The organism is Streptomyces sp. NPDC048352, assembly GCF_040651895.1.
Lineage (GTDB): Bacteria > Actinomycetota > Actinomycetes > Streptomycetales > Streptomycetaceae > Streptomyces.
This window is the reverse complement of record NZ_JBEZKZ010000026.1, coordinates 19,415-40,842: the sequence shown is the minus strand read 5'-3', so window position 1 is coordinate 40,842 and position 21,428 is coordinate 19,415. Positions and strand designations below refer to the sequence as shown.

Annotated in this window: 16 protein-coding genes; 9 read left to right on the top strand and 7 right to left on the bottom strand. The window is 72.4% G+C overall.

Going from position 1 to position 21,428, the window contains the following annotated elements:
• The first annotated feature begins 168 nt into the window (after nucleotides 1-168).
• Entirely contained in the window at nucleotides 169-1,251 is a 1,083-nt protein-coding gene (locus AB0D45_RS16160) for an NDP-sugar synthase (RefSeq protein WP_362459159.1), read from the top strand.
• Between the two features lie 113 nt (nucleotides 1,252-1,364).
• A complete protein-coding gene (locus AB0D45_RS16155; protein ID WP_361598304.1) occupies nucleotides 1,365-2,081 on the top strand; it encodes a polyprenol monophosphomannose synthase in 717 nt (238 codons plus the stop codon).
• Nucleotides 2,082-2,129: 48 nt separating this feature from the next.
• On the opposite strand, the gene AB0D45_RS16150 is transcribed toward AB0D45_RS16155, so the two are convergent.
• Together AB0D45_RS16150 and AB0D45_RS16145 are read right to left on the bottom strand one after the other, a co-directional pair.
• Nucleotides 2,130-3,293, bottom strand: a complete 1,164-nt coding sequence (locus AB0D45_RS16150; RefSeq protein WP_362459156.1) for an acyltransferase — start codon at nucleotides 3,291-3,293, stop codon at nucleotides 2,130-2,132.
• A gap of 177 nt (nucleotides 3,294-3,470) precedes the next feature.
• Nucleotides 3,471-4,817, bottom strand: coding sequence for an LCP family protein (locus tag AB0D45_RS16145; RefSeq protein ID WP_362459153.1), 1,347 nt, complete (start codon nucleotides 4,815-4,817; stop codon nucleotides 3,471-3,473).
• A gap of 106 nt (nucleotides 4,818-4,923) precedes the next feature.
• Here AB0D45_RS16145 and AB0D45_RS16140 point away from each other — a divergent pair, with 106 nt between their 5' ends.
• The 3 genes from AB0D45_RS16140 (at nucleotide 4,924) to AB0D45_RS16130 (ending at nucleotide 8,307) form a co-directional block, all read left to right on the top strand.
• A complete protein-coding gene (locus AB0D45_RS16140; RefSeq protein ID WP_361598248.1) occupies nucleotides 4,924-5,472 on the top strand; it encodes an acyl-CoA thioesterase in 549 nt (182 codons plus the stop codon).
• A gap of 112 nt (nucleotides 5,473-5,584) precedes the next feature.
• Complete coding sequence (locus AB0D45_RS16135; protein WP_362459150.1) at nucleotides 5,585-6,796, top strand: acyltransferase; 1,212 nt, start codon at nucleotides 5,585-5,587, stop codon at nucleotides 6,794-6,796.
• Entirely contained in the window at nucleotides 6,793-8,307 is a 1,515-nt protein-coding gene (locus AB0D45_RS16130) for a glycosyltransferase family 39 protein (protein ID WP_362459148.1), read from the top strand. The genes AB0D45_RS16135 and AB0D45_RS16130 overlap by 4 nt, the downstream gene beginning before the upstream one ends.
• 2 nt (nucleotides 8,308-8,309) lie before the next feature.
• Here AB0D45_RS16130 and AB0D45_RS16125 read toward each other — a convergent pair whose 3' ends face one another.
• The gene (locus tag AB0D45_RS16125; protein WP_362459145.1) at nucleotides 8,310-9,731 is read right to left on the bottom strand and encodes an LCP family protein; all 1,422 of its coding nucleotides are present in this window, start codon (nucleotides 9,729-9,731) and stop codon (nucleotides 8,310-8,312) included.
• 303 nt (nucleotides 9,732-10,034) lie between these two features.
• On the opposite strand from AB0D45_RS16125, the gene AB0D45_RS16120 reads away from it, so the two are divergent.
• The gene (locus AB0D45_RS16120; protein ID WP_362459142.1) at nucleotides 10,035-11,078 is read left to right on the top strand and encodes a glycosyltransferase family 2 protein; all 1,044 of its coding nucleotides are present in this window, start codon (nucleotides 10,035-10,037) and stop codon (nucleotides 11,076-11,078) included.
• An 84-nt stretch (nucleotides 11,079-11,162) separates the two neighbouring features.
• Here the strand turns inward: AB0D45_RS16120 and AB0D45_RS16115 are convergent, their stop codons facing one another.
• The 4 genes from AB0D45_RS16115 to AB0D45_RS16100 all read right to left on the bottom strand — a co-directional run bounded on the left by AB0D45_RS16115 (nucleotide 11,163) and on the right by AB0D45_RS16100 (nucleotide 17,205).
• Nucleotides 11,163-12,701, bottom strand: a complete 1,539-nt coding sequence (locus tag AB0D45_RS16115) for an LCP family protein (protein ID WP_362459216.1) — start codon at nucleotides 12,699-12,701, stop codon at nucleotides 11,163-11,165.
• 325 nt (nucleotides 12,702-13,026) lie between these two features.
• Nucleotides 13,027-14,763 carry an LCP family protein gene (locus tag AB0D45_RS16110; RefSeq protein WP_362459139.1) on the bottom strand — a complete coding sequence of 579 codons (1,737 nt, stop codon included), beginning with the start codon at nucleotides 14,761-14,763 and terminating at the stop codon, nucleotides 13,027-13,029.
• Nucleotides 14,764-14,985: 222 nt separating this feature from the next.
• On the bottom strand, nucleotides 14,986-16,248 hold the full coding sequence (locus AB0D45_RS16105) for an LCP family protein (protein WP_361598230.1): 1,263 nt from the start codon (nucleotides 16,246-16,248) through the stop codon (nucleotides 14,986-14,988).
• Between the two features lie 213 nt (nucleotides 16,249-16,461).
• Nucleotides 16,462-17,205, bottom strand: a complete 744-nt coding sequence (locus tag AB0D45_RS16100) for a TIGR03089 family protein (RefSeq protein ID WP_361598227.1) — start codon at nucleotides 17,203-17,205, stop codon at nucleotides 16,462-16,464.
• 140 nt (nucleotides 17,206-17,345) lie between these two features.
• On the opposite strand from AB0D45_RS16100, the gene AB0D45_RS16095 reads away from it, so the two are divergent.
• From AB0D45_RS16095 to AB0D45_RS16085, 3 genes are all read left to right on the top strand, one after another.
• Nucleotides 17,346-18,818 carry a peptidoglycan recognition protein gene (locus AB0D45_RS16095; protein ID WP_362459135.1) on the top strand — a complete coding sequence of 491 codons (1,473 nt, stop codon included), beginning with the start codon at nucleotides 17,346-17,348 and terminating at the stop codon, nucleotides 18,816-18,818.
• Nucleotides 18,819-19,345: 527 nt separating this feature from the next.
• Entirely contained in the window at nucleotides 19,346-19,972 is a 627-nt protein-coding gene (locus AB0D45_RS16090; RefSeq protein ID WP_362459132.1) for a hypothetical protein, read from the top strand.
• Nucleotides 19,973-20,425: 453 nt separating this feature from the next.
• Complete coding sequence (locus AB0D45_RS16085; RefSeq protein WP_362459129.1) at nucleotides 20,426-21,424, top strand: DNA-3-methyladenine glycosylase 2 family protein; 999 nt, start codon at nucleotides 20,426-20,428, stop codon at nucleotides 21,422-21,424.
• Nucleotides 21,425-21,428 lie beyond the last annotated feature (4 nt).

The window sequence follows — 21,428 nt, the reverse complement described above, 5'->3', positions numbered from 1 at the left end:
GCATATAAAGGGGACGGGCGCGGCCCCGCGCGCCCGCGAGGCGGGGCGGGCGCCGTAACCGGAACGTTGCCGCAGGGGAGCCGGGCGGGCCGCCTCCGGGCTTTGCACTGCGCGGCATGGGCTAACTTTGAAGCTTCGTACGCCTGAACCGGTTGGGGAGAGAACAAAATGACGGAAGCGATCCTGCTGGTCGGCGGGCAGGGGACGCGACTGCGCCCCGTGACGGTGAACACCCCCAAGCCGATGGTTCCGGCAGCGGGCGTCCCGTTCCTCGCCCACCAGATAGCCAGGGCCGCCGCCGCCGGTGTCACGCACATCGTGATGGCCACCTGCTACCTCGCCGAGGTCTTCGAGCCCTACTTCGGCGACGGATCCGACTTCGGCATCACCCTCGAGTACGTCGTCGAGGACGAACCGCTGGGCACGGGCGGCGCCATCCGCAACGCCGCCGAGCGCCTGACGGGCGGTCCGGACTCCCCGGTCCTCGTCTTCAACGGCGACATCCTCACCGGCCTGGACATCGCCGGCCTGGTCGAGTCCCACCAGGCGGCCGACGCCGACGTCTCCCTGCACCTCGTGCGGGTCGAGGACCCGCGCGCCTTCGGCCTGGTCCCCACCGACTCCGAGGGGCGGGTGCTGGCCTTCACCGAGAAGCCCCAGACCCCCGAGGAGATCATCACCGACCAGATCAACGCCGGCTGCTACGTCTTCCGCCGCAGCGTGATCGACTCCATCCCGGCCGGCCGGCCGGTATCCGTCGAGCGCGAGACCTTCCCCGGCCTGCTCGCCTCCGGCGCCAAGCTGCACGGCGTCACCGAGGACACCTACTGGCTGGACCTCGGCAAGCCCGAGTCCTTCGTACAGGCCTCCGCCGACCTCGTACGCGGCATCGTCGCCTCCCCGGCCGTCCCCGGCCCGCGCGGTGAGGCCCTCGTCCTCCCCGGTGCCCAGGTGGCGGACGGCGCCAAGCTCTCGGGCGGTACCGTTGTCGGTGCCGGCGCCCGGATCGAATCGGGCGCTGTCGTCCAGGGCTCCATCGTGCTGGACGGTGCGATCCTCGGCGCGGACACGGTGGTGAGCTCCAGCCTCATCGGCGCCGGCGCCTCGGTGGGGACGCGCACCGTGGTGACGGGCGCGGTCATCGGTGACGGTGCCGTCGTGGGGGCTGACAACGAACTTCGCGCAGGGGTGCGGGTGTGGTGCGAGGCTGAACTGCCGGACGCCGCCGTCCGTTTCTCCTCCGACCGGTGACCAACTTCAGTGAGGCACAACCTGTGATAGGCGAGCAGCAGACTCCCCGTGCGACCGACGTCGCGACCACCAAGCTCCCCGACACCTGGGCGGACACGCCGCTCACCGTGGTCATGCCCACCTACAACGAGGCGGGCAACCTGCCGGGCATGGTGGAGCTGCTCATGGGTCTCGACCAGCCGGGCCTGCGCCTGCTGGTCGTCGACGACTCCTCGCCCGACGGCACCGGCAAGATCGCCGACGAGCTCGCCGAGGGCTTCGTCACCGAGGACGGCAAGCCCCGCATGTCCGTCCTGCACCGCACCGCCAAGGACGGCCTCGGCCGCGCCTACGCGGCCGGCATGGCCCAGGCCGTCGAGGACGGCGCCGAGTACGTGCTCCAGATGGACGCCGACGGCTCCCACCCCGCCGGCAAGATCGCCGAGATGCTGGGCGTCGCCCGCTCCACCGGCGCCGGCCTCGTCGTCGGCTCCCGCTACGTGCCCGGCGGCACCCTCTCCGACGCCTGGGGCGCGCACCGCAAGCTGCTCTCCCGCTGGGCCAACGCGTACGCCAGCACCATCCTGGGCACCCGCGTCCGCGACATCACCGGCGGCTTCAACCTGTGGAGCGCCGCCGCGCTGAAGGCGATCGACCTCGCCTCGATCGGCAGCGCCGGCTACAGCTTCCAGGTGGAGATGAAGTACAAGGCCCTGCGCCGCGGCTTCCCGGTGATGGAGGTCCCGATCCACTTCGAGGACCGCACCGTCGGCGAGTCGAAGATGAACCTGGCCGTCCAGCTGGAGTCCATCGCGATGCCGTGGAAGCTGCGCGCCCGCGCCGGCAAGTAGTCGTCACGGAACGGCGGAAGGGGCACCCCCTCGGGGGTGCCCCTTCCGCTACGCGGCGGTGTTCCGCACGGACCGCGGCGCCGGACGGGCCTCCAGGAAGCGCTTCAGCCGGCCCGCCGCCGGCCGCTCCACGAACCGCTGGACCAGCCACGACGCCAGCAGCATCACCGCCATCGCCGACAGCAGCAGCGTCCACGGCTCGACGTCCCGGCTCCACTGCTTCAGCAGGGTCACCCCGATCTGCTGGTGCAGCAGGTACAGCGGGTACGACATGGCCCCGGCGACCGACAGCCAGCGCCAGTCGATCCGGTCCAGCCACCCCAGGGCCACGGCGGCCATCACCACGTAGCACAGGGTGATCACCAGCAGGCACATCTCCCAGGACAGCCGGTCGCCCTTGACGGTGTTCCAATGGACGATGTCGTTCAGCCACCGCTGCATCAGCAGCCACGAGAACACCAGCAGCGCCCACGGCTCGCCCGCGCGCGCCCCCTCGCGGCGGATCAGGTAGAAGCAGATGCCGGAGACGAACAGCGGGGAATAGGTGGGGTTCGCCAGCACGTCCAGCACCGGCAGCCCGGAACCGGGGGCGAGCAGCGAGGCGACCGTCCACACCCAGCAGAAGTTCAGCACCTTGCGGTACGTCAGACCCGTCCACGCCACCACGGCGAAGATCAGGTAGAAGCGGACCTCGGACCACAGCGTCCAGTACGACATGTCCAGCGGGGCGCTGCCCAGCGGTGTCTGCACCATCGTCAGGTTCGTCAGGATCTGGCTCAGCCCGGGCCCGGCGCCGCCGAAGGGCTTCCCGACGGCCAGCAGCACCCCCATGGTGGCCAGGACGCAGAACCAGTACGCGGGCCCCAGCCGGATGATCCGGCTGCGCAGGTAGCTGCCGAGCGGCCGCCCCCAGGCCGACATGCAGATGACGAAGCCGCTGATCATGAAGAACAGCTCCACGCCCGTCCAGCTGTACCGGCCCACCACGGTCAGCCACCCGAAGGCGTCGCGCCCCCACAGTTCCTGACGGGTGTAGTGGTGCACCAGGACCAGCACCGCCGCGAGGATCCGCAGCCCGTCCAGGACGCGCAGCCGGGGCCTCGCGGCACCCGGCGGGACCGGCGGCCGTGCGGGCAGGGGGCGCAGGGCAAGGGAACGGTCGCCGTCCTCCCGCCGCTCTTCGAGGACGCGCGGGGACGGATGCAGGGACATGGACGCTCCACGGGCAGACGGACGCGTGCCCGAATTCTTTACGGCCGCGCCGGAACACGGGCCCATCCGCGTTCTCCTCCCGGCGTCTGGGCCGCAACAGTCTTACGAGAAAACCATCGCACTGTCCACAGGCTCCGACGGAGCGGACGCCGGGTCCTCACCCGTTCAGCGGCCGGATCACTGTCCCTTGACGGTGACCTTCTCGTCCTTCTGGATCTGCTTGACCAGCTGCTGCACCTTGGCCTTGTCCCAGACGAGATTGCCGCCCCTCTGCCCGGAGATGGGCATGTTCATCGAGACGCCGTCGCCGCCGTTGATGCCCTTCATCGCGAAGAACATCTCCCCCATGTCCCACAGCCCCATGTCCTTGTCCACGATCAGCGTGTCCAGGCCGGCGCCCATCACCGGGTACAGGGAGAAGGGGTTCAGGACGGTGCCCGGGGTGGCGGCCTGGCTCGCGAGCGCGCCGAGGAACTTCTGCTGGTTCTTCGTCCGTTGCAGGTCCGACTCCGCGAACGCGTACCGGGTCCGTACGAAGGCCAGCGACTGTTCGCCGTTGAGGGTCTGGCGGCCCGCCTTGAAGTCGGCGCCCGACTTCTCGTCCTTGAAGGCCTGTTCGATGTCGAGCTCGACCCCGCCGAGGGCGTCCACGATGTTCGCGAAGCCGGCGAAGCCGATCTCGGCGTAGTGGTCGATGCGCAGGCCGGTGTTGAACTCCACCGTGCGCACCAGCAGCTCCGGCCCGTCCTCGGCGTAGGCGGCGTTGAGCTTGACCCGGCGCCCCTGGGCGGGGAACTTCTTGCCCGACTGGGAGCCGACGAAGGAGGGGATCTCCACGTCCGAGTCGCGGGGCAGGGAGATCATGGTGTTCCCGCTGGAGCACTTCGCCAGGATCATCATCGAGTCGGTGCGCTTGCCGTCGGCGGAGCCCGTGTGGAGCTTCTTCTTCTCCTCGTCGGACATCCCCTCGCGGCTGTCGGAGCCCACGATCAGGTAGGTCGTGCAGTCGCCTTCCTTCGGGCGCTCGACGACCTTCGACAGGTCGACCTCGCGGCGGACCTGGGAGTCGGCCCAGAAGTAGGTGCCGATACCGGTGACCAGCAGGACGGAGACCACCGCGATCGAGCCGACCTTGATCCGCCTGCGCCAGTCGGGCGCGGGGCCCTGCGGCCGTCCGGGCCCGGCCGGCGGGCGCTGCCCGGGGCCGCCGGGGCCGCCGGGGCCGCCCGGTCCGGCGGGCCGGCCGTAGACCTGGCCGGTGTTGTAGCCGCTGTCGTATGCGGCGTCGGGGCCCTGTGCCTGCTGCGGCGGCACCCCGTACCCCGGGCGGGCGCCCGGCGGCGGGGACTGCGGCGGGACCGGCGGCCGGGCCGGCCGCTGGGGCTGCCGCTGCTGGGGCTGCCGCTGGACGTGGCGCATCCGCTGCGCCCCGTCCGGCTGCGGCTGCCCGCTGCCGCGCCCGTACCCGTCATCGCGGCGGCCGCGTGCGTCGCGCTCGCCGTTCCACCCGTCCCAGTCGCTCATGCGGACAAGGATGCCTGGCCGGGAGTGTCACACGACACCCCGGTCGGGTCTTCGTTCCGTGGCTGTTGCAGAGCTGATGCCTCCCCGGCCCACTTAAGGTGGCTGTATGACACAGATACCGGAGGCAGCGGACGCACCGGAGGGCAAGCCGATCTCGGCGTCCCGGACCACCCTCAGCCACATCATGACCGCCAATGACACCAACCTCCTCGGCACCGTGCACGGCGGCGTGATCATGAAGCTGGTGGACGACGCCGCCGGCGCCGTCGCCGGGCGCCACTCCGGCGGTCCGGCCGTCACCGCCTCCATGGACGAGATGGCCTTCCTCGCCCCGGTCCGCGTCGGCGACCTGGTCCACGTCCGGGCGCAGGTCAACTGGACGGGCCGCTCCTCGATGGAGATCGGCGTACGGGTCCTCGCGGAGCGCTGGAACGAGTCCACCCCCGCCACCCAGGTCGGCAGCGCCTACCTCGTCTTCACGGCGGTGGACTCCGACGGCAAGCCCCGCCAGGTCCCGCCGGTGATCCCGGAGACGGAGCAGGACGAGCGCCGCTACCAGGAGGCCCAGATCCGCCGCACCCACCGCCTCGCCAGGCGCCAGGCGATCACGGAACTGCGCGAACGCCGCCAGGCCGAGGGCCTCGACGAGGAGTGATCCATTCGGCCGCAGCAGCGGCCACCCGTAGACTCCTCCGCTGACGTCCGACCGCCCGTACCCGGGCGTTGGCGTGCCCCTCACCATTTCCTGCTGCGGAGATGCGCTCACGATGCCGAAGGTCATACCGTCCCAGCCGAGATCAGTAACGGTGCCGCCGCGCCCGGACACGACCGCGGCCCGCCGGCCGCGGCTCAGAGCACTGGACGGCATGCGGCTGGTGGCCGCGCTGATGGTGGTCGCCTTCCACTGGGTCGGCGTCAACCGCTACCCCGGGGTGTGGGGCGGGACCCCCCAGAAGCTGATGCCGGCGCTGCACGCAGTCAGCGCCTACGGGTTCCTGGGCGTCCAGCTGTTCTTCCTGATCAGCGGCTTCGTCATCTGCATGTCCTGCTGGGGCCGGACGCCCCGTCAGTACTTCACCTCGCGCGTGGTGCGCCTCTTCCCCGCGTACTGGGTCGCGATCCTGCTGACCGGTCTGGTGGTCAACTACGCCGCGACGGCCAGGCCGTCGCGCGCGCACCTGACGCTGACGGACTTCCTGTCCAACATGACGATGCTCCAGCAGCCGCTCGGCGTGGCCGAGGTGGACCCGGTCTACTGGACCCTCTGGGTCGAGCTGCGCTTCTACCTGCTCTTCGCCTTCGTGGTGGCCTTCGGGCTGACCTACCGTCGCGTGCTGACCTTCTGCGGGATCTGGATGATCCTGTCGGTCGTGGTCCGGGGCACGGACATGAAGATGGTGGAACTGTTCGTCATGCCCGAGTACGCGCCCTACTTCATCGCCGGTGTGATCATGTATCTGATCTACCGGTTCGGTGCGAACTGGCTGCTGCTGGCGTCGGTCGGGTTCTCCTTCCTGGTGGCCCAGCACCAGCTGCTGGGCACGGCCAACAGCTTCAAGTACGGCGTGATGCACTCGCTCAGCTGGCCGCTCATGGTGGTCTTCTGCCTGCTCGCCTACGGCGTCGTGCTGGCGGCGGCGATGGGCGCGTTCGACCGCGTCCAGTGGAAGTGGCTCACCACCGCCGGCGCGCTCACCTACCCCGTGTACCTGCTCCACCAGGAGATCGGCTTCGCCCTGATCCGCTGGGCCCGCGACCAGGGGATGGGCGTCTGGCCGGCCCTCCTGGCCGCGCTCGCCGCCATCCTCCTGCTCTCCTGGCTCGTCCACCGGTATGCCGAGCGGCCGCTGTCCGCCCTCATGCGGCGGATGCTGGACGCTCCCGGCCTGGCCCTGCCGAAGTCCGACCCACCCGTACGCAGCCGTGCCGTCATCATCGAGCGGTCTGCCGTCCCCGCAGAAGGCGCCGCCACCCGATGACCTCCGCACGCACGCTGCCCGTCTCCCCGGCCGATCCGTCCGGCCGCCGCGCCGGGACGGACGAGGGGGGCGGGGCCTCCCGCCGGCTGCCGGTGCCCGACTGGCTGTGGGCCGCGCTGTTGGCGTTGGGCGTCAGTGGCTTCGGGATCGGTGGTGCCCAGCCCTGGCGGGACGAGCTGGCGAGCTGGAACGCCGCCACGCGCGGTACCGGCGAGCTGGTCGACATGCTGGGCCACGTCGACGCCGTCTCCGGCCTCTACTACCTGCTGCTGCACGGCTGGGTCTCCGTCTTCGGGGACTCCACCGCCATGCTCCGGCTGCCGTCGGCGCTCGCCATGGCCGGCGCCGCCGCCTTCGCCGTGCTCACCGCCCGCACGCTCTTCGACCGCCGCACGGCCGTTTTCACCGGTCTGCTCTTCGCCTTCGTCCCCGCCGTCTCCCGCTACGGCCAGGAGGCGCGCTCCTACGCCTTCGTCGTGCTGGCGGTCAGCGCGGCGACCTGGCTGCTGCTGCGGGCGCTGGAGCGGCCGGCCCCGCGGCGCTGGGCTCCGTACGCCCTCGCCGTGGCGGCGGCCGGGCTGTTCCACGTCGTGTCGCTGCTCTTCCTGCTGCCGCACGCCCTGATCGTGCTCCTGCGCTGGTGGCACGACCGGCGCGGGCGCACCGTCGTCGCCTTCGCGGTGACGGTGACGGCCGCCCTGCTCCCCGTCATCCCGCTGGTGCTGCTCGGGCAGCGGCAGGTGGGCCGCCAGATCGGCTGGATCAAGACCCCGCACCTGCGGAGCGTCGCCGACCTGTGGGGCAACCTCTTCGGCTCCCCGACCATCGGGCTCGCCCTCGCCGCGGTCGTGCTGCTCCCGCTCGCCTGGAGCCGCGGCCGGCGGCCCGCGGTGGAGCTCGTCCTGGCCGGGGCGGCCCCGATCGCGGCCGCCTGGGTGGTCTCGCAGGGCAGCACCTCGTACTTCATGGACCGCTACCTGCTCTTCACCCTCCCCGCCTGGGTGGTGCTGGCGGCCGCCGGGCTGGCCGCGCTGCGGCCGTACCGGGCCGGGGCGCTCGCCCTGGCCGCGCTGATCCTCCTGGGCCTGCCCGACCAGCGCCAGATGCGCACCGAATGGGCCCGGGTGGGCCTCGACGGCGAGGCCGCGGCCCGGGTGATCGCCGAGGGCTACCGGCCCGGCGACGGGTTCGTGCCCGTGCGCGGCGCGGACCGGGTGTACATGGTCGACTTCCAGGTGGAGTACTTCCTGCCGCACCGCGTCCGGCTGAGGGACGTCTTCGCCGAGCGCTCGGCGGTCGACGGCGACGACCTGTTCCCGAAGGAGTGCGAGCAGCCCGTGCGGTGCCTCGGCTCCACCCAGCGGGTGTGGGTGGTGACCTGGAGCGGGACGAAGAACCCGTACCACAAGCTCCCGAAGGACCAGGCCGAGGCGCTGGCGAGCCACTACCGGGTGGCCGAGAGCCGGTCGGTGCGCGGCCTGAGCGTCTCCCTGCTGGAGCGCGTCAAGTAGGTCTACGGCCCGCACACCACCTGGTCGCCGGTGACGGCCCGGCCCTCCCCGCCCTCGTACGGGTCCTCGGGCCGCACCGGCACCACCTTGCGGTACTCCGAGCCGGCCGTCACCAGCACCGTGCGGCCCTGCCCGGCGACCGCGCGCAGCTCGCTGCCGGGCAGCGCCGCCGCCACCGTGCGGGCGGAGCGGTCCCAGCGCGGGTCGTACGCGATGACCGTGCGCCGGACGTCGCGGCTGGCGGCGTTGCCCGGGGCGCCGGTGGTGTCGAAGCCGGTGGCGCGCAGGGCGGCGTCCACCTGGCCGCCGAGCCCGTCGATCCGGCTGCCGTTCTCCACCTGGATCCTGATCTGCTGCGGAGGCACGTCCACCGGCACGGCGGCGGCCCGCTCCTGCCCGGCCCCGCCCCGCCCGGCCCCGTCCTGCCCGGCCCCGCCCTGCCCGGGCCGGGCCGGCGCGAGCGGGCGGTCCTGGCGCAGCGCGTCGAAGAGCAGGGCGGCCTTCGGCTCGTCCCACTTCACCGTCGAGCCGATCCCCTTGACGGGGTACGAGGGGTCCCCGACCGGGACGGAGGCGAACTCCGACGAAGAGGGCGTGAAGCCGCGCATGGCCCGGCCCAGCGCCAGCATCTGCTCCGAGCCGAAGTCCCGGTCGGCCCGTACCGACCCGAGCAGGGTGGAGCTGACCTCCTTGAACTTCACCGGGTTGAGCAGCACCCCGCCCCCGGTGGCCTGCTTGATCAGGGCGGCCACGAACCGCTGCTGGCGCTGCATGCGGCCCAGGTCGGAGGCTCCGTCGACATGGCGCGAACGCACGTACTGCAGGGCCTGGCCGCCGCTCAGCCGGTGGCTGCCGGGCACCAGGTGCAGGCCGGTGTTCTGGTCGTGCAGGGCCTTGGCGGTGCAGATCTCCACGCCGCCCATCGCGTCGACGGTCCGCATGAAGCTCGTGAAGTCGACTTCCAGGTAGTGGTCGATCTTGACGCGGGTCATGTGCTCCACGGTGCGCACGGTCAGGTTCGGGCCGCCCTCGGCGTACGCCGCGTTGAGCTTCACGGGGTGGGGCCGGTGCGGCCTGCCGGTGACCGGGTCCCGGTGCGCGGGGAGTTCGGCGTAGCTGTCGCGGGGGAGGCTGACCACGCTGGCGCGTTCCCGGTCGGCGGACAGGTGCACCAGCATGATCGTGTCGGTGCAGTGGCAGGGCGCCCCGCCGAGCCGGTAGTCCCGCTTCTCCTCCGGGCTGATCTTCGCCCGCCCGTCGGTGCCGACCAGCAGGAGGTTCAGCCCGTGCCCGGCCTGCGGGCGGTTCTTCATGTCCTTGAAGGGGTCCACCCGTTCGATCCCGGTGTCCAGCCCGGTCATCACGGCGTGCCCCACGGCCCCGGCACCCAGCACCACGAGCGACAGCCCGGCCGCGATCCGCACGCCCCACCGGGGCCGGCCGTTCCGGTGCCGGGCCTCGCGACCGCCGCTCCGTGCGCGCTGCGGCTGGGAAGGCCTGGCGGGTCGGGTGGGGCGGTGCGGGTGGGGCACGGTGGACACCTCCGCGGGACAGCACGGGGACGGAGCAGGCGGTCCGCTCACGGCGCGGACCGGCCGGCCCATCGGGCAGATTCGTCAGAACAGTAGGCCCATACGATCAGCGGCTGTCCGTACCGCTCGTCCGCCGCGCACCCGTTTCCCCCGTACGCGGTAACGTGACACCGGTACCCGACCGTGAAGGACGACATGCCCGCCCAGCAGCCCGCAGTCTCGGTGATCATGCCGGTGCTCAACGAGGAGCGCCACCTGCGTGACTCCGTCCGGCACATCCTCGGACAGGAGTACGCAGGCGAGATGGAGGTGGTGATCGCGCTCGGGCCGTCCACGGACCGCACCGACGAGATCGCCGCCGAACTCGTCCGGGAGACCGCTTCCGGCGGACGAGCCCGCGTACGCACCGTCCCGAACCCCACCGGACGGACCCCCGCCGCCCTCAACGCCGCGATCAGGGCCTCAAGCCACCCGATCGTCGTCCGCGTCGACGGCCACGGGATGCTCTCCCCGAACTACATCGCCACCGCCGTCCGCCTCCTGGAGGAGACCGGCGCGCAGAACGTCGGCGGCATCATGCACGCCGAGGGCGAGAACGCCTGGGAGGACGCCGTCGCCGCCGCGATGACCTCGAAGATCGGCGTCGGCAACGCGGCCTTCCACACCGGCGGCCAGGCCGGCCCGGCCGAGACCGTCTACCTCGGCGTCTTCCGCCGCGAGGCCCTCGAACAGCAGGGCGGGTACAACGAGGAGTTCATCCGCGCCCAGGACTGGGAGCTCAACTTCCGCATCCGCGAGGCGGGCGGGCTCATCTGGTTCTCGCCCGAGCTGAAGGTCCAGTACCGCCCGCGGCCCTCCGTACGGGCCCTGGCCAAGCAGTACAAGGACTACGGCCGCTGGCGCCACGTGGTGGCCCGCTACCACGCCGGCTCCATCAACCTGCGCTACCTGGCCCCGCCGACCGCCGTCTGCGCGATCGCGGCCGGTGTCGTGGCGGGCGTGGCCGTCACCCCGTGGGCCTTCGCCGTCCCGGCGGGCTACCTCGCGGCGATCACCGTCGGCTCCGTCCCGGCGGGCAGGGGGCTGCCGTTGAAGGCGCGGGCGCAGATCCCCCTCGCCCTGGCCACCATGCACATGTCCTGGGGCTTCGGCTTCCTCACCAGCCCGCGCTCGCTGGCCCGCAAGGTCATCGCCAGCCGCCGCCCGCCGGTCCCCGGCCGGGACCGCTCGCAGGTCTGACGCCGCCCGGACCCCGGGTACGGCGGAAGGGGTGACCCCGTCCTTGACGGACCGGGTCACCCCTTCGCGTTCATCCCGGCCGGCTCACCACCGGTACGGCTTGTAGACCTCCATGCACGCCCCGGTGTCCGAACCGTTGAGGGCGTCGGCCGTGTCCGGTACGGAACCGGCCTCCGGCGGCGCCTGCTGCGGGTAGACCGCGCCGTCGCGCCAGTCGGCGCCGACGACCAGGGTGATCCGGGAGACGTCCGCCGACTGCTGCACCGCGGTGGCGGGGACGCCCATGGCCGCCGCCACGCTCTGCGCCTCGTCCGCGAGGTCGGGGGAGGGGTAGCGCACGACGGTGGTCTTCTCCGGGGTCAGCGCGCTGTCCGCCCTGGCCTGCGTGAAGCCCTTGGCCACCAGCGCCTCCGCCACCGCGTTCGCCCGCCGGGGCGCCAGCGGCATCTTCTCGACGGCGGTGCCGTTGACCACGTTGACCTGGACCTTGTCGGGGGTGGTCACGGGCGCCTGCGACGGCGTCGGCTGCGCGGACTGGCCCGGCTGCGCGGGCTGCGAGTCCCCGGCGGCCGGCTGCGAGGCACCCGGGGCGGGCGCCGGGGCCGAGGCCGAGGGGCTCCCGGGGGCCGTCGGGGTGCCGTTCTTGTCGAAGGCCACGTCCTTGCGGAGCATCGCCCACAGCTTGTCGGCGTCCGCCGGGTTCACGATGAGCCGGTCCCGGTCCGCGGGGTCCTGGAAGGTCGGCATCGTCGTCATCGTGATGCGGTTGGTGGGGACGTCCTTGAGCTGCATGGCCAGGTTGTAGAGCTTCTTGACCGAGCCGATCTCCTCGGAGACCTCCAGGGCCTTGGTGCCCGCCTCGGCCAGCGCCGTGAGCCGGCCGACGTCGGTGAACGCGTTCTGGCTCTTGAGCTCGCGCATCATCGAGTTCATGTACATGTGCTGGGCCTGCGCCCGGCCCAGGTCGCTGCTGAACGCGTGCCGGGTACGCAGCCACTGGAGGGCCTGCTCGCCCTTGACGCGGGTCGTGCCCTTCTGGAGCTTGAGCCCGGAGCCGCCGCCGGAGGTGGCCAGGGGCCGGTCCCAGACGTTGTCCTTGACGCAGACCGGGACGCCGCCGACGGCGTCGGCCATCTGCACCACACCGGAGAAGTCGATCATCATCCAGTGGTCGATGTAGACGTTGGTCAGCTTCTCCCACGTCGCCAGCGTGCAGCCGGGGCCGCCGCGGCCGAGCGACTCGTTGATCATCGCCCTGGTCTTCTTGAACTTCTCGCCGGTCTTCGGGTCCGTGCACTCGGGTATCTCGACCCGGGTGTCGCGCGGGACGCTCACCACGGAGGCGTTCTCCCGGTCGGCCGACACGTGCAGCAGCATCTGCACGTCCGCGAGCGGGGGGTTCCCCACGGTGTCGCGGCTGCCGCCGAGCTCGACGTTCTCCGGCTTGTTGCGGCTGTCGGAGCCGATCAGCAGGATGTTCAGCGGCCGCTGGCCCTTGGCGTTGGCGTGGGTCTTCTCCACGCCGCTCTCCCCGCTCAGGCGCTGCCCGCTGCGGATGTTGCCGTCGAGGTGACGGTAGTAGAGGTACCCGGCCGCAGACGTCCCCAGGATCAGGAACGCCATCACGGACGCCACCCAGAACAGCACCCGGCGGCGGCGCCGCCGGACCGGAAGCCCACCGCCGGGGGGCCGGGTCGTGCCCGAGCCCTCCCGTGGCGGGGGAACCGCGACGGCGGCCTTCCCGCCGCCGCCGGATATGCCGTCGGCGGCCTGGTCGGGCGCCCCCTCCCCCCGCACGCTGCTGTGCTTCACGCGTTCCCCCCTCAAGATCACTACTGGTCGGTGTGGTGCCGGGCCCGCCGGCTGCCGCCCGCCGGAAAGCGGTCGGCCGATGCGTGGAGTCGGTGCCGGTGCCGTAACAGCCGTCCGCGCCCCTGGAGCGGACCGCTCACTTCGCGCAGACCGCCTTGTCCGCCTCGACCCGCTGGAGCCCCTCGGGCGCCTGCTGCGCCGTCTCCGGCGTGCCGAGCGGTGCCCCGGGTTCCTTGAAGTCGGAGCCCAGCGTCAGCTTCATCGGCGTGCGCGGGCCCGCGTCCACGGAGCCCATCTTCAGGGCGGCGCCGGACAACCCCATCATGTCCGCCAGCGCCCGCGCCTGGTCGGCCTGGTTGGGGGCGAACTCCAGCTGGGTGCTGCCCAGGCGCGCGGAGGCGTTGCCGTGGTTGCTGGCCTTGTACACGCCCTTGCTGTTCTGCAGCCAGGTCAGGGTGGTGGAGGCCGCCCCGGGGGGCCCGCCGCCGTTGTACACGTCCACCCGGACGTCCCCGGCGGGCGCCCGGTTGCCCTGGAGCAGCGCGTCCTGCCTGCTCTTGGCGTCGGCGTCGGCCGCTTCCTTGGCGGCCGCCTCCTTCTTCTCGACCTCGGTGAGCGAGACGTCCCCGCGGATCATCTGCAGGAGCGGCTCGGCCTGCCCGGAGTTGAGGACGACGGTCGCCTTCCGGTTCGACGGCTCGTTCGGGTTGTCGACCACCGGGAGCGTCGTGAAGGTGATGTTCTTGAGGTTCATCTCCTTCAGCTCACCGGCGAGATCGGTGAGCTTGCCGATGGACCCCAGCCCCTGGTCCACCGTCAGCGACTTGGTGGCCGCCTCCGCCAGCGAGAAGAACTTCTTCGGACTGGTCAGCGTCTCCTTGGACTTCATCTCCCGCATCATCGAACTCAGGAACTGCTGCTGGGTCTTGATCCGGTCCAGATCGCTCTCGTTGCCGAAGGCGTGCCGCGTGCGCACGAAGGCCAGCGCCTGCTCGCCCTGCAGCCGGTGCTCGCCCGCCTTCAGGTTCAGTTTCGAGTCGCGGTCGCTGACGTCCTTCGCCACGCAGACGGGCACCCCGCCCACCGCCGTGCTCAGGTTCTTCACCGCGTTGAAGTCGACCATCATGAAGTTGTCGACCTCGATGCCGGTGAGCTGCCTGACCGTGCGCATCGTGCAGCCCGGGTCGCGCCCTTCCTGGCCCAGGCTGTTGTTGAAGCGGGTGCCCTTGGTGGCGGCGATCTCCTTCACCGAACCGTCCGGCTGCTTCGTCGGGCAGGCCGGGATGTCGGTGATCAGGTCGCGCGGGATGGACAGCGCGGTCGCGTTGGTGCGGTCCCTGGAGACGTGGAAGAGGATCGTGGTGTCGGCGTGGCCGACGCTCTCCGCGTCGCCGTACCCCTCGTTGCCCTTGCCGCTGCGCTTGTCGGTGCCGATGACCAGGATGTTGATCGGCTGGTCCTTCTTGAAACTGCCGCCCGCGCCGCCGGTGTCGATGACCTTGAGGTTGCCGTTCAGGTGCTCGTAGTAGAGGTACGAGCCGAGCCCGCCTCCGACCAGCAGCAGGGCCAGGGTCGCGCCCGTCGCCACCACGACCCGGCGGCGCCGGGGCGGGCCCCCGCCCTTGCGCGGGCGGCCGGTGCGCCGCCCGCCGGGCGGGCCGTCGCCCCGGCGGGGCTTGGGGACGGCGGGGGACGGAGCGGTCCGCGCGGAGGGGTCGGCGGCGGCTCTGCGGGATCTGCGGGGCGAGGCGACGGTGTGCTGCTGCGCAGCGGAATGCCCCAGTCGCAGTTCGTAGTTGCCAGTGCGGGGATTGAGGACCCACTGGTCTGCGGGGTCGATCTCGTCCGCCCGCCCACGGCTTTGCGCATCCACGGTTGCTCGAATCCTCCGTCGGTGCTTCGCGACGCGCCTCCCCCCAGGCACGCGGTCAACGATCCGGCTGCTGGTGCAGGGCCTCTTCATGGCCGGTGCACCGGATCGCTCACCTTATCCGCCCAGGTCAGCACCAAACCATGCCGGTGACAAAATCCACTCCCTACATAACGGGCCAAAGCGCCCATCCGGCTCGGTTGTGCCTCCGGCTTTTGGATTGCTTTACCGGCAGTCCGCCGTAGCCGCCGTCGTTCCGGTGAACGTGGGGACCGGCGTGGGCGTCACGGGGCTTCCGCTTTCCCTCGCCCACGGCCCACCCGAACCCGTCCCGGCCCCCGTGCCCGTCCCGGATCCGGCGCCCTCCCGACCAGCCCCCGCGGACCGCGGACGCGGCTCCGGATCGGGCAGCGGATCGGGCTCCGGCGGGGTGATCGTCAGCGGCCGGTCCATCCGCAGCTGCAGGAACAGCCGGGCCGCGTCGGGCTCCACGAGCTCGTCCCGGTTCGGGTCGGCGGCGTACGGGCGGCGCGGCACGGTCAGGAAGTTGACCTGCGCGGTCGGTATGTCCCGTACGCCCCGTACGAGTTCGTACAGCCCGCGCAGCGACGCCAGCCCCGGGTCGGTGGTCACCGAGGACGTGGCCGCGTCCAGCAGCGGGTACAGCCGTCGGGGGTTCAGCAGCACCCCGTTGCTGCTCACCTTCTCCCAGAGCGAGCCGAGGAACTGCTGCTGGCGCTCCATCCGTTCGGTGTCACTGCCGTTGCCCAGGCCGTAGCGGGCGCGGACGAAACCGAGCGCCTGCTCGCCCCGCAGCAGCTGGCGGCCCGCCGGGAGCCTGACCTTCGCCTCCCCGTCCACCACCGGCCGCCTGAGGCAGACCTCCACCCCGCCGACCGCGTCGACCATCTTCTTGAAGCCGCCGAAGTCCAGCACCATGTGGTGGTCGATCCGGATCCCCGTGAGCCGCTCGACCGTACGGATCGTGCAGGCGGCCCCGCCCCACTGGAAGGCCCAGTTGAACTGCGCCTTCTGCTCGCCGGTACGGGAGCCGTCCGGCTTCAGGCAGCTCGGGACCTGCGTCATCAGGTCCCGCGGTATCGACACGGCCGTGGCGCTCCTGCGGTCCGCCGGCAGGTGCAGCAGGATCGCGGTGTCCGAGTGCTGGGTGCCCGCGTCCTTCCCGTAGCGCGAGTTCGCCGAGCCCGACCGGGTGTCCGAACCGATGACGAGGATGTTCTGCGCGCCGGTCGCCAGGTTCGCCGGCCGCTCGCGCTCGTAACGCCGCAGCTCGGCCTCGGCGGAGGTGTCCTCCGTGATGTTCCCGTCGAGCTTGGCGTACAGCCACCAGCCCGCCGCCGTCCCCGCCAGGACCAGCAGTACGGCCCCCAGTCCGATCCAGCGCAGCAGCCGTCGCCGGCGGCTGCGCGGAGGCTTCCCACTGCCTCCGGCCGCACCGGCGCCCTGCGTGTCCACGCTGTCCGTCACTGGCGTTCAGTCCCCTCGCCCTGCCGGCAACCAGCCGTACGGGTGAGCACGGCCTGGAGCCGATCCTGCCCCCGGGTGACGTCCCGGGCCCGGGGGCGGGGGCCCGGCAAGGGCCATGCGGGTGACATTTCGGACGGAGACGGGGTCGGAGCGGCGCGGGCGGGGGTGGTGCGGCGGGGGTGGAGCGGACCCCGGGGGGCGGGAGCCGCGCCGTCAGGCCCGGTGGGTGACGCGCTCGCTCTCCACGCGCTGCTCCAGCCCCTCCGGCGACAGCCGGTCCAGGTGGCGGCACAGCACCACGGAGCCGCCCGAGGCCAGCGCCCCGTACAGACCGGCCGACAGCCCCTCCCAGGTGTCGTAGCCGAGGCCCGACAGCACCCGGGCGCCTTCGCCGCGCCCCGCCGCGTCCTCGCGCGCCCGTTCGACCACGGCCGCGTACGACAGCTCCTCGCCGCCGACCACCAGGCCCGGACCGTCGGGGTCGACGGGGGCGAAGGGGGCGAACCGGTCCCCCTGCCCCGGCACCTCCACCGCGTAGTCCGCGAACCCGGCCGGCGGCTGCGGGAACCGCCCGCCCAGCGGCCGCAGCGCGAGGGCGATGCGCTCGCCGGAGCAGGCGCGGGCCTCCTCCAGCGTGTCGGGCCCGCTCACCACCAGGTCGGCACCGGCGGGATCCCCGCCCACCTCGGCCACCACGCCGACGGAGGCGCAGGCGAGCAGCCACACGGCGCTCTGCCAGTGCGCGGGGAGCAGCAGCGCGAGCCGGTCACCCGGTTCGGCGCCCAGGTCGCCCTGGAGCAGGTTCGCGGTCTTGGCCACCCAATTGGCGAAGGTGGCGACGGACAATTCGACGCGCTCGCCCGTGGCGTCGTCGTAGAAGGTGACGAGGGGGCGGCCCGGATCGGCGGCGAGCGCGGATCGCAGCAGGTCGGCAGGGGTGCGGTCAGTGGCGTTCACCCGGCCCAGCGTACGCGGGCCCGTCCCCCGTACGGGGGGTGGCGGCTCGCCCGTCCAGGGGAGTGCCGCGCGGCGCGTCGTCGGACGGGTCGTCAGTTCTCCGATGGCGCTTCGTGGTGGCTGTGTTCAGCATCGCTTCCATGCGCGGATTCATTGCTTCCTCCATCGGCGTCGCGACGGCGGCCGCACTGGCCCTGCCGCTCGCGCTTCCCACTCCTGCCCTGGCCGAGTCGATCCCGGCGGTCCCCGCCGGCTCCACCCAGTCGCTGCCGCTCGTGCCGCTGGCGCCCTCCGGTGCGCGGATCCCGGGCGTGCCCGGTATGAGCGCCTCGCCGGACCTGGCCGAGACCCGGGGCCTGGCGGCGCGCGAGGTCAAGACGTTCTCGCTGGTCGGCGTCGTCTGGGACGACGTGAGTACGCCGCTCGTCGGGCGGGTCCAGGTCCGTACCCGGGCGCTCGGCACGCGGCACTGGTCCGGCTGGCAGGACGTCGAGACCCACAACGGAGAACACGCCGCCGACCCCGGCGCGGCGGAGCGCACGGGACGCGTGCGCGGCAGCACCGCCCCGCTGTGGGTCGGGGCCTCGGACGCGGTCGAGGTCCGGGTCCAGGCCGAGAGCACCGGCACCAGGGCCGCGTCCCGGCTGCCGTCGGGCATGCGGATCGAACTCGTCGACCCGGGGGCCGAGCAGCCGGTTGCGGTGCTCGACGGCAAGAACGGCGCGGCCGGCGACCGCGCGGTGCCCCGCCCGGCGGGGCAGGGAGCGGAACCCGGGGGTGAGCCGGGGGGTGAGCCGGGGGCGGAACCCGCGGCCGGGCACGAGGACGACGACAAGGGCGACGCGGTGGCGCTGCCCGCGATGACCATGGAGACCTCGGAGTCGTCCTCCGCCAACCTCCCGCACGCCCCCCTCGGCGCTCTGGAAATCCCCGCGCTGAACAGGGCGGACTCCACCGCCGACGCGGCCTTCGCCGCCGAGAGCGCCATCGAAGCGGCCGCCCGGCCGTACATCGGGCCGCGCCCGAAGATCGTCACCCGGCGCGGCTGGGGCGCGGACGAGTCCCTGCGCGAGCCCGGTTTCGTCTACACGAGCACGGTCAAGGCGGCCTTCGTCCACCACACCGCCTCCGGCAACAAGTACGCCTGCAAGGACGCCCCGGCGGTGCTGCGCAGCCTGTACCGGTACCACGTGGTGAGCAGCGGCTGGCGGGACATCGGTTACAACTTCGCCGTCGACAAGTGCGGGACGGTCTACGAGGGCCGGGCCGGCGGCGTCGCCAAGCCGGTGCTGGGCGCGCACACCATGGGGTTCAACACGGACAGCATGGGCATCGCGGTGATCGGCACCTACACCTCCGCCAACCCGCCGGCCGCGGCGGTGAACGCGGTGGCCCGCCTGACGGCCTGGAAGCTCGGGCTGTTCGGGGCGGACCCGCGGGGGAAGACGACGCTCAAGTCGGCCGGGGGCAACCGCTTCCCGAAGGGCCGCAACGTGAGGCTGAACGTCATCTCGGGCCACCGCGACGGCTTCGCCACGGAATGCCCGGGCCGCCGCCTCTACAACCAGCTCCCGCCGGCCCGCACATCATCGGCGAAGTTGCAGGGGCGGTAGGGGGGTGGGGGAGCGGGTTTCGGCGGGGCGGCCTCAGGGAGGGTTTGGGGGTTTCCCGTCAGTCCCATCGTCGTTCCGGGGCGGGCCGGCCTGTCAAGGGCGCTCGCTGCGCTCGCGTCACTGCGTGATCGCCTTCGGCGACCCTTGACAGGCCGCCCCGCCCCGGAAAGCCGAAAGACTGCCGGGAAGCCCCCAAAAGAACGGTCACCAGGGACACGCCCGAGGAGCGGGTCCCTCAGGGACGAGGCGAGGGGTCAGGGGCCATGACCCCCACCGAACAGCGACCAGGGCAGTGCGAGGAAGCGCCCAGGCGCGACAGATCGCTACGTGCTCCTCTTGGTTCGGCGACCGGCGGCCGTCTGGGGCCGATACCCGCACCAGACGTTGATCAGAGGACCATCGGGCAGCGGTAGGCGCGGCAACGCACAGGCATGCGCTTCGGTTTCCTCCCGCCAGTGGCGGGCGCGGTGACAGGCGTAAAATGAGAGGCCTCGGGAGCCGACTGCCTCCTGAAGGGGAACGCGCTCATGCCCCGGAACACCATCCGCTCCATCGCCGCGTTCGCGGCGCCCGTTCTGTCGCTCCTCGCGGTTTCGCCGAGCTTCGCGGCGTCACCGCCGAGCAGCACGCCCCACCGCGCGGTCTCGGCAGCGCCCGAGCCGTGCCACCTCCTGGGACTCGGTCCTGGCGACGCCTATCACCGGGGTTGTCGGCAGGGCTACTTCCAGGGCTACAACGCGGGCGTGAAGAACGGCAGTCCTCCGATCTGTCAGAAGCTGCCGCCGCCCCTGTCGCCGGTGAACCCGAACGACTTCGAGCGCGGCAAGGCCCAGGGTTACCGCAACGGTTACGACGCGGGGTTCGACAAGGCCTTCGCGGCCAAATGCAACAAACCGCCGGAGCAGCCCAAGAAGCCGGACGCGCCGCCCCCACAGCAGCAGACCCCCGACAGCATGTTCGCCGCAGGGAAGACGGCCGGCGAGCAATGGGGCAGGACGGATGCCAAGCAGTGCACCCCTCCGACGCGCGAGCACTCGGACCTCGTACCGCCCAGCAAGCCCGACACCCTGATCCTCGCCTACCAGAACGGCTACCGTCTCGGCTACCAGACCGCTTACGACGAAGCCTTCCGCGACAACTGCCTCAAGTCCTGACGCCGAGCCGTACGGGTAGTGATCACGTCGCCGGACGGTCCTCTGATCAACGTCTGGTGCGGGTATCGGCCCCAGACGGCCGCCGGTCGCCGAACCAAGAGGAGCACGTAGCGATCTGTCGCGCCTGGGCGCTTCCTCGCACTGCCCTGGTCGCTGTTCGGTGGGGGTTGTGGCCCCTGACCCCTCGCCTCGTCCCTGAGGGACCCGCTCCTCGGACGTGTCCCTGGTGACCGTTCTTTTGGGGGGTTCCCGGCAGTCTTTCGGCTTTCCGGGGCGGGCTGGTCGGTCAAGGGTCGCCGAAGGCGATCGCGAAGCGACGCGACCGAAGGGAGCGCCCTTGAGGGACCGGCCCGAACCGGAATGACGATGGGACTGACGGGAAACCCCCGAACCCTCCCTGAGGCCGCCCAGGGGCATACCGCCCCCACCCCCCGGCCGGGATACGCTCAAGGCATGGCCGGCCGCTTCACCCCCCTCACCCGTACCACCGTCCGCGGCGGCCACACCGCTGTGCCTGCGGGCCGGTCCCGTCCCGCAGGGGCGGGCGCCGCCGTGCGGAGCTGGCGGGCCGGGGCGCCGGTGGACCTCGGGCTCGTCCTCGGCCCGCTCCGCCGCGGCCCGGGCGACCCCGCGTTCCGCACCACTCCCGACGGCTCCGTCTGGCGCGCCACCCGCACCCCCGAGGGACCGGCCACGCTCCGGGTCACCGCCACCCCCGAGGGGGCGGACGCCGAGGCGTGGGGCCCCGGCCGGGACTGGCTGCTCGACGGGCTCCCCGCGCTGCTCGGCGCCGAGGACGACCCCGGCGCCTTCGTCCCCCGGCACCGCCTCGTGCACGCCAGCCACCGCCGCCGCCCCGGCCTGCGCCTGACCCGCACCGGGCTGGTCCTGGAGTCGCTGATCCCGACCGTCCTGGAGCAGAAGGTCACCGCCGACGAGGCCTACCGCGCCTGGCGGCGCCTGCTCCGCCGGCACGGGGAGCCCGCGCCCGGGCCGATGGGGCGGGAGCTGTACGTGATGCCCGCCGCCCGGGACTGGGCGCTGATCCCCTCCTGGGACTGGCACCGCGCCGGGGTGGACATGAAGCGCTCGGCCACCATCGTCCGGGCCGCCCGGGTGGCCCACCGCCTGGAGGAGGCTGCCGCCATGGAGCTCGGGCCGGCCGCCGCCCGGCTGGAGGCCGTTCCCGGCATCGGCCCCTGGACCTCCGCCGAGACCCTCCAGCGCAGCAACGGCGCGCCCGACGCCGTCACCACCGGCGACCTGCACCTCCCCGGCATCATCGGCTTCGCCCTGGCGGACGAGCGCGACGCCGACGACGCCCGGATGCTGGAGCTGCTGGCGCCGTACGAGGGCCAGCGCCACCGCGCGGCCCGCCTCGTGCTGCTGGCGGGCCGCACTCCGCCCCGCCGGGTGCCCCGGATGCCGCGCACCGACATCGGCCGCCTCTAGCCGG